Origin of the sequence: Bacillus paramycoides (assembly GCF_001884235.1) — a bacterium.
In the GTDB taxonomy this organism is placed as follows: Bacteria; Bacillota; Bacilli; order Bacillales; family Bacillaceae_G; genus Bacillus_A; species Bacillus_A paramycoides.
On the sequence record NZ_MAOI01000006.1, the window covers coordinates 1 to 17,900 of the forward strand.

General features: G+C 34.1%; 13 protein-coding genes. 2 read left to right on the forward strand and 11 right to left on the reverse strand.

The features are described 5' to 3' along the window. Window positions 1-1,037 precede the first annotated feature (1,037 nt). From BAU28_RS00365 to BAU28_RS00375, 3 genes are read right to left on the reverse strand one after another with little or no spacing between them, the layout of a single operon-like run. Window positions 1,038-1,256, reverse strand: a complete 219-nt coding sequence (locus BAU28_RS00365) for a hypothetical protein (protein WP_071717370.1) — start codon at window positions 1,254-1,256, stop codon at window positions 1,038-1,040. A 3-nt stretch (window positions 1,257-1,259) separates the two neighbouring features. Next, complete coding sequence (locus BAU28_RS00370; protein WP_071717371.1) at window positions 1,260-1,925, reverse strand: permease prefix domain 1-containing protein; 666 nt, start codon at window positions 1,923-1,925, stop codon at window positions 1,260-1,262. Next, window positions 1,909-2,262 (reverse strand): PadR family transcriptional regulator, encoded by a 354-nt coding sequence (locus BAU28_RS00375; RefSeq protein ID WP_071717372.1) that lies wholly within the window; start codon window positions 2,260-2,262, stop codon window positions 1,909-1,911. The genes BAU28_RS00370 and BAU28_RS00375 overlap by 17 nt, the downstream gene beginning before the upstream one ends. A 219-nt stretch (window positions 2,263-2,481) precedes the next feature. Between BAU28_RS00375 and BAU28_RS00380 the strand changes: the two genes are divergently transcribed. Beyond that, window positions 2,482-3,822 (forward strand): IS4 family transposase, encoded by a 1,341-nt coding sequence (locus BAU28_RS00380; protein WP_071717373.1) that lies wholly within the window; start codon window positions 2,482-2,484, stop codon window positions 3,820-3,822. A 1,390-nt stretch (window positions 3,823-5,212) separates the two neighbouring features. On the opposite strand, the gene BAU28_RS00385 is transcribed toward BAU28_RS00380, so the two are convergent. The 7 genes from BAU28_RS00385 to BAU28_RS00415 all read right to left on the reverse strand — a co-directional run bounded on the left by BAU28_RS00385 (window position 5,213) and on the right by BAU28_RS00415 (window position 14,056). Further along, entirely contained in the window at window positions 5,213-6,061 is an 849-nt protein-coding gene (locus tag BAU28_RS00385; protein ID WP_071717374.1) for a P-loop NTPase family protein, read from the reverse strand. A 625-nt stretch (window positions 6,062-6,686) separates the two neighbouring features. Beyond that, complete coding sequence (locus tag BAU28_RS00390) at window positions 6,687-8,135, reverse strand: serine hydrolase domain-containing protein (protein WP_071717375.1); 1,449 nt, start codon at window positions 8,133-8,135, stop codon at window positions 6,687-6,689. Window positions 8,136-8,534: 399 nt separating this feature from the next. Beyond that, window positions 8,535-9,221 (reverse strand): DUF1266 domain-containing protein, encoded by a 687-nt coding sequence (locus BAU28_RS00395; RefSeq protein WP_071717376.1) that lies wholly within the window; start codon window positions 9,219-9,221, stop codon window positions 8,535-8,537. 12 nt (window positions 9,222-9,233) lie between these two features. Beyond that, window positions 9,234-10,532 carry a J domain-containing protein gene (locus BAU28_RS00400; RefSeq protein ID WP_071717377.1) on the reverse strand — a complete coding sequence of 433 codons (1,299 nt, stop codon included), beginning with the start codon at window positions 10,530-10,532 and terminating at the stop codon, window positions 9,234-9,236. After that, a complete protein-coding gene (locus tag BAU28_RS00405; protein WP_071717378.1) occupies window positions 10,529-12,232 on the reverse strand; it encodes a molecular chaperone HscC in 1,704 nt (567 codons plus the stop codon). The genes BAU28_RS00400 and BAU28_RS00405 overlap by 4 nt, the downstream gene beginning before the upstream one ends. 486 nt (window positions 12,233-12,718) lie before the next feature. Continuing rightward, window positions 12,719-13,351, reverse strand: coding sequence for a sterol desaturase family protein (locus tag BAU28_RS00410; RefSeq protein ID WP_071717379.1), 633 nt, complete (start codon window positions 13,349-13,351; stop codon window positions 12,719-12,721). 21 nt (window positions 13,352-13,372) lie between these two features. After that, a complete protein-coding gene (locus tag BAU28_RS00415) occupies window positions 13,373-14,056 on the reverse strand; it encodes a GntR family transcriptional regulator (RefSeq protein WP_071717380.1) in 684 nt (227 codons plus the stop codon). 1,814 nt (window positions 14,057-15,870) lie between these two features. Here BAU28_RS00415 and BAU28_RS00425 point away from each other — a divergent pair. Further along, the gene (locus BAU28_RS00425; RefSeq protein WP_071717381.1) at window positions 15,871-16,089 is read left to right on the forward strand and encodes a hypothetical protein; all 219 of its coding nucleotides are present in this window, start codon (window positions 15,871-15,873) and stop codon (window positions 16,087-16,089) included. Window positions 16,090-16,402: 313 nt separating this feature from the next. On the opposite strand, the gene BAU28_RS00430 is transcribed toward BAU28_RS00425, so the two are convergent. Next, a complete protein-coding gene (locus BAU28_RS00430) occupies window positions 16,403-17,581 on the reverse strand; it encodes an FtsW/RodA/SpoVE family cell cycle protein (RefSeq protein WP_071717382.1) in 1,179 nt (392 codons plus the stop codon). Window positions 17,582-17,900 lie beyond the last annotated feature (319 nt).

Genomic DNA, 17,900 nt, shown 5'->3' on the forward strand with positions numbered 1-17,900 from the left:
TCAAAGGAGCTCCTTATACCATCATTTCTAATAATAAAAGTAGATATATAGGGAAATACCTAATTATAGAAATAGAGATATATCTATATTGCAAAGAAGATTATAGTAGTGATAAGTGGTACATACAATGGAATCAGTAATTTTCAAAGGCTCCCCCCTATACCTCCATTTCTGATAACAAAAGTAGAGATGTATAAAAATATCCAAATATAGAAATAGGGATATTTTTATATTACAAAGAAGATTATAGTAGTGATATGTGGTACATACAATAGAAGCAGTAATTTTTCAAAGGCTCTCCTTATACCATCATTTCTAATAATAAAAGTAGAAAGATAGGGAAATATCTAATTATAGAAATAGGGATATTTCTATATTTTAAAGAAGATTATAGTAGTGATATGTGGTACATACAATAGAAGCAGTAATTTTTCAAAGGCTCCCCTTATACCACATGCCCATCAAGCTAAGATTTTTAAGCGCCCCATAACAAAATTTTTATCTCTCTACAGTTATTTATGTGAATTCAGCTCGTTTTTTACGTTTCGGGGGATAATTAGTTTTTTAACTTGATGGCGATGGGGTCATTATTTCATTTCGGGAAAGTTGTACGTTTAGACTCAAATTGGACAAAGATTAACCGGTTCCTTGTACGTTAAGGAACCGGTTATTGACTTACTGCTTAATGGTTGTAATTTAGTTTCTTCCTAATCCCAATTGATATCTCCAGTAGTTATAGCTCCTTTACCTTTACAATAACCTTGACCAATACATTCTAGTATTAGACTATATTTACCTCGACCTAGTTGTTCGTTTATTGCAAACATGTCACCTGGTTGCAATATCTTTTCATACTTGACCTCATGATATTTATATAATGTGACCTTAATAGGAACTTTGCTTTCTGAATAATTTGATACATGAAAGAAAGGACTGTATTTTGTATTTATTTCTCGTGTTTGTTGAAGTCTTATGTCTATTAAACTTACCATGCTGATACGAGAATCTTTTTGTTTTTCATACTGTTGCAATTGATTCTAAATTGCTTCATGCCCCTCTGGTATATGGGTAGTCCTCAAAATCGTGTCAACTTCTTTAAAATTGATTGGATTTTTAACGGCTTGTTTATGAATCTTATCTTGACCAATTGATAGTAAACCTTTATTGGTGAGAAAAAGTCCTAGTCCTCCTAATACCATAACAATACCTATACCGATAGTGGAAAATATAAGGGACTTGCGTTTGAATTTATTCATCCCCTATATCCTCCTATTTTTTAAGCGACTTCTCCCAGTCAATAGAAGAGGTAAAAGGATAGCTAGACTAATCAAAATGGATACCATGAATAAGACTAGTGCAACAAGTTCTAGTGGAAGTGAGTAAACTATAATCGATATACACAAACCATACAGAAAAGTTCCGATTGCTAAAATATAACGTCTAGCACGAGCTTTATTCATTGCATAACGTTTACGTGTCTCTTTGATTAGTAAACTATAAATAATCAACAACATACTTGGAACAGTGAAAAGACAAGAGGTAATCCAAAACAATTGCGATCCAAGTAAATAAGTTGCTATTGAGGATGCGAATATCCCAAAAAGAAATAATAATATTCCACCAATTAATCCTTTTGTTGAAATATGCATTGCTTCTTTAGAGTGAATAGATTGTTTCATTTCATCTTGACTATACAATTGCATTTCTTCCACTAAGTCACTTAAATCCCCGATTGAAATGACTCCTTTTTTAAATGCGTCTTCTTCTGTATAACCCTCTTTAATCATATCTGAAATTCGTTCTTTTAGATTTATAAATAACTCTTCCTTCATATCAAAAAGTTGTTGTGTTCCTTTTACATCTATAAACTGTTTATCGATGTGCTCCTGTATTTTTTCATCTAATTTTTTAGTTTTTATTAACATCTGTAATCTCTCCTTTAATTAGACGATCTATAATCTCTTTCGCAATGCTCCACTCTTTTTTACCATTTTTGTAAAAATACATACCAGATTCTGTAATGTGGTAATATTTTCGTCTTCCCCCTTGTGTTTCATCTCCCCAATAGGAAGAGATGTGACCTTCTTTCTCTAATCGACGAAAAGCTGTATATAAAGTAGCTTCCTTTAATTCGTATTGATTGTCACTTAATTCAATAATCCTTTTGTATATTTCATATCCATAACTATCACCTTGACGAAGAACATTTAAAATAATCATGTCCGTATGCCCACGGATTAAGTCTGTAGATATAACACTCATTATATATCACCTCTTATAGTATATAATATGTTATAAATAGTAGAATGAGTTTATAAGGCAGTCATGCCACTTCTCTATCAAACTAAAGCGAATTTGTATTCACAAAATGAAAAAAACGCTATTCTTTTTGTAGAAATATACAGAAAGGATGGCGTCTTTGGTATGAATTTATTAATTTCTGATGAATTACAATTGTTTTCTAGAGAATTATAGCAATATATGTCACCACATGCCCTAGAAAAATTAGCAAGAAAAGTGGGATTTGTCCAACGAAAAAGTAAATATCGTGCAGAAGATTTAGTGGCTCTGTGTATTTGGGTAAGCCAAAACATAGCTCATACTTCATTAACACAACTATGTAGCCGATTAGAAGCTACTACAAGTATTTCCATGAGTCCAGAAGGACTCAATCAACGTTTTAATTCTCAAGCTGTTCAGTTTTTACAACAACTCTTAGCACATTTACTTCATCAACAATTTTGTTCTTCTAGCAAGATTCCAACTTTGTATACAAACTATTTTCAGGTTCCAGATAAATTTACTTCTACATACCAGGGCTCAGGTGGTAGTGGTCAAAATGCTGTTGTGAAAATTCAACTAGAGTGTGATTTACTAAGTGATCAGTTCCTACATGTTCATATAGGATCAGGGAAGCACAATGATAAAACGTATGGTTCTACTTGTTTAACATCTCTTCAACCGAACGATGTATGTATATGTGATTTAGGATACTTCGACTTAAAAGATTTACAAACTATAGAAGAGTGTAATGCTTATTTTATTTCAAGATTAAAGCTCAATACACGTATATATCAGAAGAATAAAGAGCCTGAATATCTTCAAAATGGAACAATAAAAAAGCACTCTGAGTACATCCAATTAGATATGGAACAATTCATTGACCAATTACAGTCAGGAGAAACATATGAAATTCCTGAGATTTATATTGGAATGTATCAAAAACTTCCTGCAAGACTAATTCTGTACAAATTAACTGAAACGCAAATGAAACGTAGACAAAAGGATTTAGCACTTAAAGAACATAAGAAGCAAATTACCTATAAAGAACGCAGTAAGCGGCTTAGTGCAATTAACTTTTACATTACAAATATTCCTTTGGAATATCTACCAAAGGAACAAGTATACGATTTTTACTCCTTACGATGGCAAGTTGAACTTATCTTTAAAACATGGAAATCATTATTTCGTATTCATCATTGTAATTCTGTAAAATTAGAACGACTAGAATGTCACTTATATGGACAATTAATTAGCATCCTTCTTTGTTCCTCCACTATGTTTCAAATGCGCCGGTTACTCCTCATCAAGAAGAAACGAGAATTAAGCGAATATAAAGCGATTTATATGATAAAAGATTATTTTCCACTTATTTATCAATCTCTACAAAAAGAGACCCAAGAATTAACAAAGATTCTCTTTCGTCTGATTAATTTCTTACAGAAAAACGGAAGAAAGCCCCATAGGTATGAGAAGAAAACAGTCTTTGATATCTTAGGCGTCGTATACAACTTTTCTATGTCTCACAATCATGTAGCGTAATCAAAAAAATTGAAACCCGATAGGGTTTATTTGGTATGCAAACCTTTAAAGAACTTACACTGGATCTTTAGAAAAACGAAAAAATTTCATGTGAAATTAAACTTATATAATCTTAGCTTGATGGCGATGCCCTTATACCATCATTTCTAATAATAATAGTAGAGAAGTAGGGAAATATCCAATTATAGAAATAGGGATATTTCCATATTACAAGGAAGATTATAGTAGTGATATGTGATACATACCATAGAATCTGTCATTTATACCACTCCATTCATTTTTTGAGAAAGTCCTTATATCCCGTGCCCATCAAGCTAAGAAAAGTAAATATCCCAAAACGAGAGAATTGATATCGTCAGGTGAACTGTACAAATATTTTTGTTTTGGGGCTTTTTAAAAAAGAAACAACCTTTCCTATAATCGACGTTCATAAGCGTAACTTGATGACCATGGCCTATTTCAAGATTTCTGATAGCAGATGTAGGGAAATATCCAATTATAGAAATAGGGATATATCCATATTGTAAAGAAGATTATAGTAGTGATATGTGGTACATACAATGGAAGCAGTAATTTTCAAAGGCTCCCCCTATACCTCCATTTCTGATAACAAAAGTAGAGACATAGAGAAATATCTAAATATAGAAATAGATAAAATTCCATATTGGAAGGAAGATTATAGTAGTGATATGTGGTACATACAATAGAAGCAGTAATTTTTCAAAGGCTCTCCTTATACCATCATTTCTAATAATAAAAGTAGATAGATAGGGAAATATCTAATTATAGAAATAGGGATATTTCTATATTGTTAAGGAGATTATAGCCGTGATATCAGGACTACTTCATTTTGACACTCCCATCCTTAAAGGGGAAACATGACTTATATCAGTGGGATTCGTACTATCAAAACCAAGTCTATTTCTGGATGTCAAAAAACCAAAATAAGATTGTGATACCGTACGAATTTCGTATTAACCGTAGGAAATACGGGATTAGCCTAATAGGATAACCGAAGGATACTTTGGTGTTCGTAGGAATCCCCCACTTCTAACAAGTCATAAGGGTGTTAAGTGGGGGATAGTTCAATTCAACAGATTTTTAGGTCACACAATTATAAAAAGACCTTAGGATTATACTAACGGGTTCAGTTTAGGGAGAGAAAAATGCTAATAACCATTAGAAATAACACAATAATTTGTATGCATTTCGCACCCCGTTTCGCATTATATATAGCAAACTAAAACGCTCAGAAAATATTCTGAGCGTTTTTATTTCCTTCTTCAACTAAAGCACCCGTTAGCGTAAGTACAATATTTCACAATATGTTACTTTAAGTATCAAAAACAGCGATGCCTTTTTAAAGAATTGCACCAGTTAGTGTAAAAAGCTATTTCACCATTTGTATTGTTAACTTATCTTTTAACATTGACCTATATGAGTCAATTTCATATTTTGTATTATTGATTTTTTCTTTTTTCATTTTTAACATATCGAATATTTCTAACTCTAAATTCCTTCTAGCTTCAAGAACTTTTATCGCTCCTTCTACACCTGAATGGTTATGTTCTTTCCCATAGCCTTGGTTAGTGTAATAGTCGACAATTCCTGTGGACCATTCTGGAGTTCTTTCTTTTAATGCCTTCCTAAATGAAAATTCAAGATTATCTTGTTCTACATACAATAACATTGGATTTAAATTCTCTATGATTTTTGCAACTTTCATTACATAATTTATTATTTTTTCTTTTTGTTCACCATATTTAATCATCCCAATAGTTAATGGATTTTGTATGAAACAACATTCAAAGATATAAACCTTATCGTCTTCTAGAGCAATTTCAGCAAAGTCATTCCATTTGTCAGCAATTAATTCAACATTTTTATCGAATGGTAATTCATATATATCGTTTTTAAAAATAGCGTTAAATAATTCGTCCGAAAACTGGTCACCAAACTCATTTTTTATCTTTCTGTATGGTAATAAATAATTGCTTCCTTTTTTTAGAACTCTTTTAAGAAGCACTTCTTTAAAATCTTCACTGTTAGATAATAATCTATCGAATTCAAATTTATTAAAACAAGATACACCATCATAGTCGGCTGGGTGGTTCAAATTTCCCTCTAAAAATAGTTCAACTTCAATTTTATTTTGGCTTAGAATTTCATTTATTAGCTTTGCAGTGGTTGATTTTCCAAATCCAGGTAAACCTTCTACTATTATTAGTTTTGTATTCATAGTTATAAATCCCTTCCTTCAAAGTATTTAACCAAGATTAAAAAAATCACTTACTCCACTGCAATCACCCCTTCAAAATATGATATTCACCATTTCCTTTGAAAAATCATTCTTAAAGTAACCTGACCGTTAGTTTAAGAACATTTTTTCACAATCTCTATAATTATTTTAACATAAATTTTCCATTTACCTTTTAAAAAAATATAGTCCACCATTATTTGAGTGAACTATCTAAAGTAAATTATATCTTTTAAATCAAACACTTTGTCAGTAATCCCCAATCGTTGTGCTGGTGTTTTTACTGTTTTCTTTTTCCCTTCCTTTGTGGTAAATGGCATACAAAAGTTATAATGGGATAAAAGTGCTTAAACACTGTAATAACAATAAAAAAAGGGATGCTAATGTACAGAGATAATAAAGTTGTTTAATTTACAATAAAGTCATTTAAAAAATAATATAGTTGTTTAAAAATCCTTCTTCTACTAACGAGGCAGGTTAGTGGAAGAAATAGCAAGTGGGTTTAACTAGGAGAAGTGTCGATGACATTAAAGAAGACACCGAGGTGTCTTCTGTTTTTTAAATTAAGAATATCGATAAATTAGGATTTATTTACTTAACATTATACTTATTTTCGGACCGAGGCATCTAATCGGTGAGTATATACAAACCAAGTAATGCTTGCTGTTAATAATGTTGACGAAATTAAAGCTGTAAGAACACTATATGTTTGCCAAATAAGTATCGTTGACCAATCGAAGGCAAAAAACATTATACACTGGGCAATCGTAGCGATTAGGAAAATAATTGTTACGATTGTTCTCTTTTTTGTCATTGGCTGCTGCTCATTCGTTTTCCTTTTTCTTAATCCTAAGAAAAATAACAGAACGGCTAATAGGCAAAGAATAATTGTGGTAGACGACAAAATGATGTCCAAAAGCTGTGTGCCGCTTATCTCATATGACTGAGTTAGATTGCCGTTTAATATATTTTTAACTTTTAGTACCAGGTTTATATTGGTATTTGCGCCGTTGCTCAGTAAGCAGATGGCTGTTCTTTCATTTGGCAGTATGGCTACTTCGGTACTAAAATTTGGATTACCCCCAGTGTGTTTTATAAACGTTTGTTCGGCGTTTACCGACCAACCTGCCGCATAATACATATCATTGACAGCCGAAACAGACATATCACCCCTATGTGATTTTTCGATGGCCCTGTGAAATATTTCGGGTATGTCCTGCACGATACCCATCTGTATGCCCATCCAACGCGCCATATCTTTTGTATTAGAAATGATATAGCCAGCAGGTTTATTCCCAGCATAATCCGGAGCGTTAAATGGAGTTGTTATAAAAAAGGAAGAACGGTAGCCCTGTGCTAGCTGTCCAGTGGCTTGAGCATCTTCTTTATAAACATACGTCTGGTGAAGACCTAAGGGTAGAAATACCTGTTCCTTCATAAAGTTTTCATAGCTTTGTCGTGATACAATCTCAATAACCAAACCCAATACGTCATAATTAACGGTTCCATAGTTATATTGTTCACCGGGAGAGAACGCCAATTCTGCATCTACCAGCGTTTCCACAGTCTTTTGCAACATATCAGGCGTATTACCTTGTGGAATATTTTGAATATGTCTAATATTTGTTAGGCCGCTGGTATGGTGAAGAAAGTTATTTAGTGTAAGGTTTTGCATATCAACAGGTTTACCTTGATACTTTAACGTAAACCAAGGTAAATATTTTTGGATAGGGTCAGTCATTGATAGCAGCCCTTGCTCTTCCAATAGCAAAATCCCCATACCAGTAAAAGCTTTACTCACCGAGGCCAACTCATAGAGTGTATTTTCACTTGCAGACAATCCCTTTTCAAGATCTGCATACCCAGAAGAAAAGTAGAACACTTCACCATCAGCAAGTATTGAGATTGACATTCCAGGCACACCTGATGTACGACAGGCATCATCTAGCAATGCTTGTATTGCCACAGATTTCGAATCTGACAACGCATAACTTTTTGTTGCGAATCCTGAGAATAATATAAATATCGTTAATACAAAAACAATAGTCTTTTTCATACACTCTCCTTTTTGAAGAATTATAAGGGTATAAATAACTTATTTTTATAACTATAAACTAAATTCTAATTTATCTTTCTATTCACCTGTATAATATGAAATAATTGTGAAGAGTTACACTTAAACTAACGGGGGCGTTAGTTCAATAAGAAGTAAACAACTTTATTATTCATTTTTTAAGCATTACATAAGCAGATGGATATAATTTGAAACAACTTTAAAGAGCCTTGCTGCATATAGGATGTAGTAAGGCTCTTATCTTTTTTAATCAAAATTCAATAACTTTATTATCACTATACAGCTAAATCATATGTGATTTACATCCCTAATTTGTGTGTTATTTTATATTTTCTCTCCCGTAACTGAACCCGTTATATTAATTTAGGACTCTTTTTCGTTTTAGGGTAACTTTAAATCTTTAAGTAGCTTATTTTCCCATGGAACAACACTCAATAGAGTTTTTTTATAATCAAACAAGTGCGATACGTAATTAATATTATACTTATCTTTATTTATGAATTCTATATCATTTGCGTTAAAGTGGCTGCCGATACGAAAGGCGTTAAAATACTCGTGCCAATCTGAATAAGAATGTTGTGAAAGTCGTGCAGCCTGTATCATAAAGCTCTTTGCTTCCTGTTTTGATAAATAACCGAGTCTTCTACCGACCCGACATAAACAGATACACCATGCATAATCAAACGCTGCAATTCCGGAATCCGTCAAAATATGTAACCCGTAATTAGTAATATAAAGTTTTTCATAGTCAGGATGGTCTTTTGATAATTGCTTTCGTGCTGCCTCAGAAAGAGGAGTCAATTGATGGCGTATACGATTAAATTCCTGCCGTGTTCCTTCTTCTAAAAGCCAAATGATTTTCTCTTTTAACTCCGTCGAATTTTCGATCTTCCATGTCCATAACACGTTCTTCAAAAAACGTTTCCCAATAAAGCGGTCTCTGATAAGGGTGAATTCATATCGGGTAAAGTAGTTTGTAAGATAAAAACAATTCAAACAAACGGAAGACAGACAGCGGAAATATAGTTCGAGCTGTTTCCCTCGTTTTCTTTTATATAAAACAGGCATTTTGTCTCCTCCTTATGCTAATGCTTTAAGCCTAACGAATTTCCATGCTTCCCAAATAAGTGGGAGTAGGAGAAGTAATGCATATTTAGATGGTAATGGGGTTAAAACAATAAGAATCATAAAGATCAAATAAACCCAGGTGCGGCTAATAAATATAAATAAAAGGTATAGCGCATATTGGATAATAAACTTCCTATTTATTTCTTGTTTCTGTCTCTTCTCTGGAATTTCAGTGTGAATTCGAATACTGTATGAGCGAAATTCTAAGCGCTCCGGATAACGCTTTACCACATCTAGCCCCCTAGTGGCTACAGTTTCTATATCACCTGATTCGAACGAATACTTCACTAATAAGAACTGTGCGTCCATATGCTCCGGCTCAATCGAAAGTAGATGCTCACAGTCCTTGATAGCATCTGCAAACTGCTCGCGGTCATAGTAAATCTGGGCCCGATAAAGTAAACCATCTGGGTCATCCGGGCAAATGACAAGTATGTCATTGAATGATTGTAACGCACGTTCTTTATTTTCTATGCGCAAATAATAAATGCCCTGCATGCGTAAAAGTTCCGGATCTTCTTGATAAAGCTCGTATGCAAAATCGAGTGCACTTTTTGTTGCTTCTAAGTTATTATTCATAAGTGTGAGCTGGACTTCTTCACGTAAATGAAAATACGCTTCAAAATCTAAATCATCATTTTTCTTGAAAACATCATAACGCATTTCCTTCTCGCCGCTAATTCTCTCTAGCAAAAACTGTACCGTCTCTTTACCATATTCAAATTCTAACGCCTCTCTTTGTTCACTAAAGCGAAATACATTGTCGAGAAGTTCCCAAATCGAGCGGGGGAAATGGTAATGATATTGTAAAAATTCTATTAATCTATCTTGAATCACTGCCGCATGTTCTACGTCCCATATAACATCGGAACTTAATAAGTCTTCCCAATTTTTCGGTTCGATTCGTGCAAAGAAATCGTTATACAGCGTCTCGATTTTTTCCGTAAATGCGTGAACGGGATGTTCTGAAACGAGAGTAGCGGCAAGTTCAGCGTCACCATCCATCCGTGTAGGAGATATAGGATGGATATAGGACCTTTCTTCGTCTTCATCTGTTTTTTCTAGTTGAGAGGGAGGTGCGGTCTTCATTTGTTTTGCGCTTTTTATCGCTTTATCAAATGCTTCTCTCAGCCTCTGATATCCTTCAGGATCGTCTTCGGGATGATAGATCTTTAGAAGTTTGGCATAAGCCTTTTTAATAGCTGCAATATTATCGGTAGGCTCAATTTCTAACGTTTCCCAAATGCTCATGAATGACTGATCCACCTTTCAATATTCTCTAAATGCTCTTTTAATATATGAGCGGCTTCTTTCACTTTTTTATCATTTTGCGTTGTGAGCGCGCTTTCAAATCGCTGTAACAAGATCGCGACTTTCTGGCGTTCGTCACCGAGTAACTCTTCATAGAGCCGTTCACCTTTTGCGAGCAGCAATCGGTTTTCGGACCGGTCTCGTGGATGAATTTTAATTTCCTTCAATTCTAGTAGTCTAGCTTCAATTTCTTTTTCTGTAAGATTTCCAGCATTTTGTTGGATAATTGCTCTTTTTTTCTCTCCAGTCGTTGTACTTATTACCTCGACTTCGAGAATGCCATTTATGTCATATGTATAACGAATGTCAATCGCCTCTTGTCCAGCAGGAGCAGGAGGGACTTTAATTTTAAGTTCTCCAAGTTTTAAGTTATTTTTAACCAAGCGGTTTTCTCCTTGATAAACATCGACAAGTATGAAATGTTGTCTATCATTGACAGTATAAAGTCGTTCCACTCGACTTACAGGAATCGGTGTATTTCGTTCAATAATCGGGAAGAAGTATCCGGATTCTTGTTGTCCATTTCCTAATGCTTGAACAACGCTAGTTCCTAACGTATATGGACAAACATCCGTTAAGATAACTTCTTCTAGTGCTTTGTTTCGTTCTTTTAAAGCAACTTGAATCGCAGCACCTAAAGCAACCGTTTCATCAGGATTAATATTCGCATAAGGCATGCGTCCGAACATTTTAGAAATGACGGATTTGATAAGCGGCATCCTTGTCGCCCCGCCAATTAGAATGACAGCATCTAAATCCTTAGGGTTTAGCGATGCATCGCGAAGTGCGCGTTCAATCGGATAGCGAAGTCGTAAGAGAAGCGGGGTTACTAATTTTTCAAATTCACTTCTGTTAATGCGAGTTTCATACGTCTCATTATGAATAACGACTTTCATAATCGCGGCAGGCTCATTACATAATGTAAGTTTGCAACGTTCTGCTTGTGCATAAATTAGAGATAGCGTTTTTGAGTCAAGAGAATCGGAATCGAGTTGGTGTGACTCTAAAAAGAAGGACATGAGACTGTTTGTGAAGTCTTCGCCTCCAAGATAATTATCGCCGGCGATCGATTTAACATCCATCACTCCTTCAAATAATTCCAAAATGGATACGTCAAATGTTCCGCCGCCTAAATCAAATACAAGAAATTTTGTCTCTGTCGCTTCCTGATGCAGTCCGTAAGCGATAGCTGCTGCCGTCGGCTCACTAATAAGACGTTCAACTTTTAATCCAGCAATTTCAGCAGCTCGTTTTGTCGCTTTACGCTGAGCATCGTTGAAATAAGCAGGTACGCTAATGACAGCACCAGTAACCGCTTCGTTTAAATAAGCTTCTGCATCTTGTTTTAAAGATTGAATGATAAAAGATGAAAGTTCTTCTGAAGAAAATGTATACATACCTAACTCGTATTTTTTCTCTGTTCCTATAAATCGCTTAAACGTTGATGCTGTAAGGTGCGGGTGGGTAATCAGCCGTTCTTTGGCGATGCGTCCGACTAAAACTTCACCGCCCTCGTCAACGCTGATGACAGATGGTGTAAGATATTCGCCAAGTGCATTTGGGATAAGGGCTGCACCATGATCCGTCCAATGGGCTACTAAACTATTCGTTGTTCCTAGATCAATTCCAATCGTTGCCATAATAATCTCCTTTCGTTTTTACTCTATCATACTACATATTATTATTATTATTATATGTAGTATGATAAAAATGGAATCATAGGGTTTTATTTCCTAAAGGAAAGGGGGAGAAAAGGATAGTTTAGTGATGTTGAATTTGTTATAAGTAAAGAGGTGTAATTTTATCAGAATGTTTTTACAAATACGGGAAAATTTTATGTAAAGGGTGGTAAAGAGGTCAGATGATAATTGGAATTATATGTTTGATTTTAGGAATAGCGTTAATTTGGATGAGTGGAGGGGGACTTTTATTATTGGTGCCTGGCATTCTGTTTACAGTGGCGGGCGGTGTTATATGTGTGATTTTTAGACGGTTAGAAAAAGAGAGAAGAAGATTAAGTAAGAATGGTTAGAAGTTACTAGGAAGAAATAGCTGTCACTCCCTGAGAAATGTCGAAGTTGCAAAGTCCATTCGACATTTCCAGGATGATGACAATGGATTATTTTTTATAATTCTATTTTCTGGTCACCACGTTTTTCTAGATTTTTAGCAGTTTTACTTTGGACAACATCCTTTTGGTCTTTAAAGGTGCCCATGAGAAAATCATAGGCTGGGTTCGTAACACCATACCAGTAATTTTCATTTTTGAAGTGATGCCATAAATGAACCTTTTTCATCCAGCGCCCCCATGGAGATATTGGTTGAAGGGGGCGATGCGCGATATAATGCTTCCACTCATAAAATAATAAAAAGAGCATAATACCTGCAATAAATGCGTTTGTCATGACAAAGCTGGCTGAAAGAAAATAAAAAATTGCTCCTGCAATTGCAATGTTTGGCACACTATACCATAAGGGTAAAAATAATAAATGTAATTCATTCGGATTTGTATGGTGGTCATAATGTAGGCGCTTAAGCATTTTTAATAAAAATGCATTCTTTGGTGGCTTTAGATGAAAAATAAACCTGTGAGTAGCGTACTCAGCTAAGGAATACATAATCATTCCCAAAATAAAAGCACCCCAAATTCTGATAGAGATTAAATGTAGAATCATAAATCCAAAGCTAATGAGGAAAAGACAGCTCATGATTAATATATCAGGGTAGGAAAAATATTCTTTAAAATATTTTAGTTTCATTTATTACGCCTCCAACTTTATTTATTTTTTTCTATCTTTCCAGAGAGCCAGGCTTTTCTCCATTGTTGTCTTACACAATCTTTCCGCTTCGATTGCATCTCCCTTTAATGCAGCTTTTAATAAGTCGTGATAATAGTTGAAGGACAACCCACGATGATCTTTAACAGAAAAATATCTTTTCGCCATATCTACATAAATGGAATCGAAGCTATTTAAAATGAGTAGAAAGATCGGATTGGCAGCAAGCCCAGCACACCTTTTTTGCAAATCCCAATCAAATGCTGCATAGCTTTCTGCACTATCTTCAAGCTGCTCAAGATTGGCAAGGAGAGCAACCACTTTAGGTTGATTAAACGTAACAGCATCACGAATATAAGTCGGAGTCACCGAACCTCTAAATTCTAATAAATACGTAATAAATTCATCTGTAATGGTATGATGATTCTCAACAATATTAATAAGTGTTGTTAGATTCCCATTGCTCCAATAATCATTAATAATCGCTGGCATTCCTTTTCTCCCTGTTATCCATCCACTCCTTCCTAAACGTTGAAGCGCCTCCCGAATAGTTGGGCGACCAACACCAAATTCTTTCGCAAGCTCTCGTTCCGGTGGTAAAGTACTTCCTACAGAATAAACACCAGCCAATATGGATCTAATTAATTCATTCTCAATTTTGTCTGAGGAGCGTTCCTTTTCTTTCAAGCCATCGTCCCCTTTATTTTATGGTAATACATGTCAAAGACATTGGTAATACCAAAAATTATATAATAAGTTTGAATTTTCCGTCAATAAAAAGAGGTGAATTTTTATAAATAGAATTATCGAACAAGCCCGTAAACTACTTAGTAGGATGGAAAATGATTGCTTAAATGCGTTGTTAGGATATCTATAAAAGAGAAAGAACTCATTTAGATATAGGACGGGGAACCGTATCATAAAGTAAATGAGGTTTTTATTCAACCTTAGGAAAATTATTAGTTTTAGCAATTACATAATTTATAAGAATGAATGTAAGAATATCTGTTCAAAATAGATGATCAATCTTTTTTCAAAACACGCTCTTTCTTTTTGCTCATTTATCGTTTTCCGACAGAAGACTCCTTCCTCAAAAATGTGAAGGTGTGAAACACCAATTTTAGGTGGGAGATGAATGTCGGTTGGCATAAGCCAACATGTTTGCTATCCTATATTTGTACAGATTGCTCTTTGAAAACTGAAGATATGAGGTTGGTTGCAGAAAAACGTTGCAACCGTAAAATCTTCAACGTTCTATCGCCCCACGCTTGCCGAAGTTGCGAAAATCAAGCTAAAGTAGGAAGCGTGGTGAGTCAACGTACAAGATACTTATGTTTTCACCGTAGGGACTACGGGCAGAGCCTGCTAAGATAACCGGTGGATACATCGGTGTTCGCAGGAATCTCCCACTTCAAACAGTCCGTAAGGGCGTTAAGTGGTGAGTAGTTCAACAAGGTTATTAGTATCAAATCGACCAAACATTATTTCAAAGCTACACTAACTTGATGGCAATGACCTATTTCAATATTTTTGATGGAAAAAGTAAGGGTATATAGAAATATCCACTTATAGAAATAGGGATATTTCTATATTATAAAGAAGATTGTAGTAGTGATATGTGGTACATGTAACAGAATCAGTAATTTTTCAAAAGCTCCGCCTATACCGCCATTTCTGATAACAAAAGCAAGGCTATAGGGAAATATCTATTTATAGAAATAGGAATATTTCTATATTAAAAAGAAAGTTATATCAGTGATATGTGGTACATGCAAAGGATCTGTCATTTATACCACTCCATATATTTTTTGAAAAGTCCTTATATCCCATGCCCATTAAGCTAAGAAAGGTAAATATCTCAAAACGAGAGAATTGATATCGTCAGGTGAACTGTACAATTTTTTTTGTTTTGGGGGCCTTTTAAAAAAGAAACAACCTTTCCTATAATCGACGTTGCATAAGCGTAACCTGGCGACCATGAGCTATTGCAAGATTTCTGATAGCGGATGTAGGGGAATATCTAATTATAGAAATAGGGATATATCCATATTGTAAAGAAGATTATAGTAGTGATATGTGGTACATACAATAGAAGCAGTAATTTTTCAAAGGCTCCCCTTATACCATCATTTCTAATAATAAAAGCGGAAGAATAGGGAAATATCCAATTATAGAAATAGGGATATTTTCCTATTTCAAAAGAGATTATAATAGTGATATGTGTTATATACAATAGAAGCAGTAATTTTTCAAAGGCTCCCCTTATACCATAATTTTTAATAATAAAAGCAGAAGAATAGGGAAATATCCAATTATAGAAATAGGGATATATCCCTATTTTGAAAGAGATTATAATAGGGATATGTGGAACAAATAATAGAAGCAGTAATTTTTCAGAGACGGCTCCTATACCCCCTTTCTAATAATGAAAGTAGAGGAATAGGGAAATATCTATATTAAAAAGAAGATTATAGTAGTGATATGATGTACATACAATAGAAATGGAAGATGTATTAAAAGCAATACAACACCCTAAAAAAGAGCAATCTGAACATGTCATTCAAAATATAGTAGAGAAGATGGATATGATGATTAGTTTAGTTACTACTTACATGACTATTGAATTAGAATCCATGAAAGAATTAAAAGAACTTCAAGAAGAAATTATTCATGCTCAAGCATATATTCAAAAACGAAAATTTGAAGAAACACAGAGATAAAACTCTTTGTTTTCATTCAGTAGTCTATGACGCCAATCTGTTATGTAGTTTTGAGAATCCCTTAGCGTATAATAACGTTAAAATGTGCGTGCTCCCCCCTTTGTAACCTCAAAACTCATTCCAGCAATTCCGTACAACGTATATTTATTGATAATACAAACCCTAATTACAGACAAAGGGAGAAGAATGTTTATTATTCTCCTCCCTCTGTCTATTGACAATACTTGATTATAGCTCTGTAACCTTTTTTATTCATCTCGTGTTATTCTACGAATAGTTTAAGGTATAAGTACTTCTTATTTGATATTTAGTGCTAATTCACTGAAAACATATATTTTTTGTATGTTTTTCGTGTGGATAGAATAAGCCCCATCATTAGCATGTTCGAAAATAAAGAGCTTCCGCCATATGATAAAAATGGAAGTGCAATACCTTTGACAGGCATTAATCCCACAATCATACCGATATTTTGAAAAAATTGTAACATTAGAACGCCTACAATTCCTGCGCATAGTAAGGTGCCGAATAAATTATCTGCGGAATTACCAATTATAAGTATTCGGGAAAGCAGTAAGAAGAATATGCATATTATAAAAGCGGCAACTATAAAACCGCCTTCTTCGGCAATTGTGGCAAAAATGAAATCAGTATGTTTTTCTGGAATATAAACATTTCCAGAACCGAAGCCTTTTCCCTCTATCCTTCCACTACCAACAGCTAAAAGTGATTGTTGAGTTTGATATCCTTGATCTGTATGCTGAAATGGATCTAACCAGCCTAAAATTCGTGATTGTTGGTGAGGCTTTAATAAAGTAACTAACTTATTGAAGAAAATATCTGGATATTTTACGTATATAAATATTAAAGCAGACAATACAGTTATCGGAATTACTGTACATAGTACGATTAACTTTTTTTGAATTCCTGACATAAATATAATACATGCAATGGCTGCTATATATAGGAACACCATTCCCGTATCGGGTTGACTATATACAACTAACGCAGGTGGGATAGATATCAAAAATATTTTACCAATCAAAAGTAAATCAGTTTGAAATGTTCGTGCCATATACTTTGCATTATGTTTTACGGCTAAACTTGCGACCAGAAGAAGTAAGGCAAGCTTAAAAAATTCAGCTGGTTGAGTAGCACCAATAATTGGAAATCTAAACCATCTTTTTGCCCCTGATATTTCAGGTGTAAAACTTGATACGGGTAATACCTTTAAGATGATAATTGAGATGAACCCCACAATATAAAGCGGCCAAGCTAATTTTTGTAATTGATCTAAATCGATATTGGCAACAATTAATAATAAAACAAATCCGATGCCATAATTTACTATTTGTTTCATGGCAAAATTTTGGTTACCATATTGTCCGGTTTGCTGACTACTGTATATTGCAACAATACTGGTGACACATAATATGAATAAAATGAATATTAGTTTCTTATCTAATTTCTTTAAAAAAACTATTTTTCCCCCCATTTCAACCTCCTAGACATTGTGGTATTTACTTTTTATAATAACTATCCTGTTTTTTATGTGTACATTAATATTTATCAATATAATTTTACAATAGCAAGGATATATTAAACATGCTCAAAATTATCCAGTAATTATTATCGGTTCCGCTACAAAAACTTCAAAACATATGGGGATTTTCTTTCAAACTTATCCATACTAATCAGACTACTTTAAAAAGGTGTATGATTAGTGTGGAAAAGGAAAATTTATCGTTTTCCGACAGAAGACTCCTTCCTCAAAAATGTGAAGGTGTGAAACACCAATTTTAGGTGGGAGATGA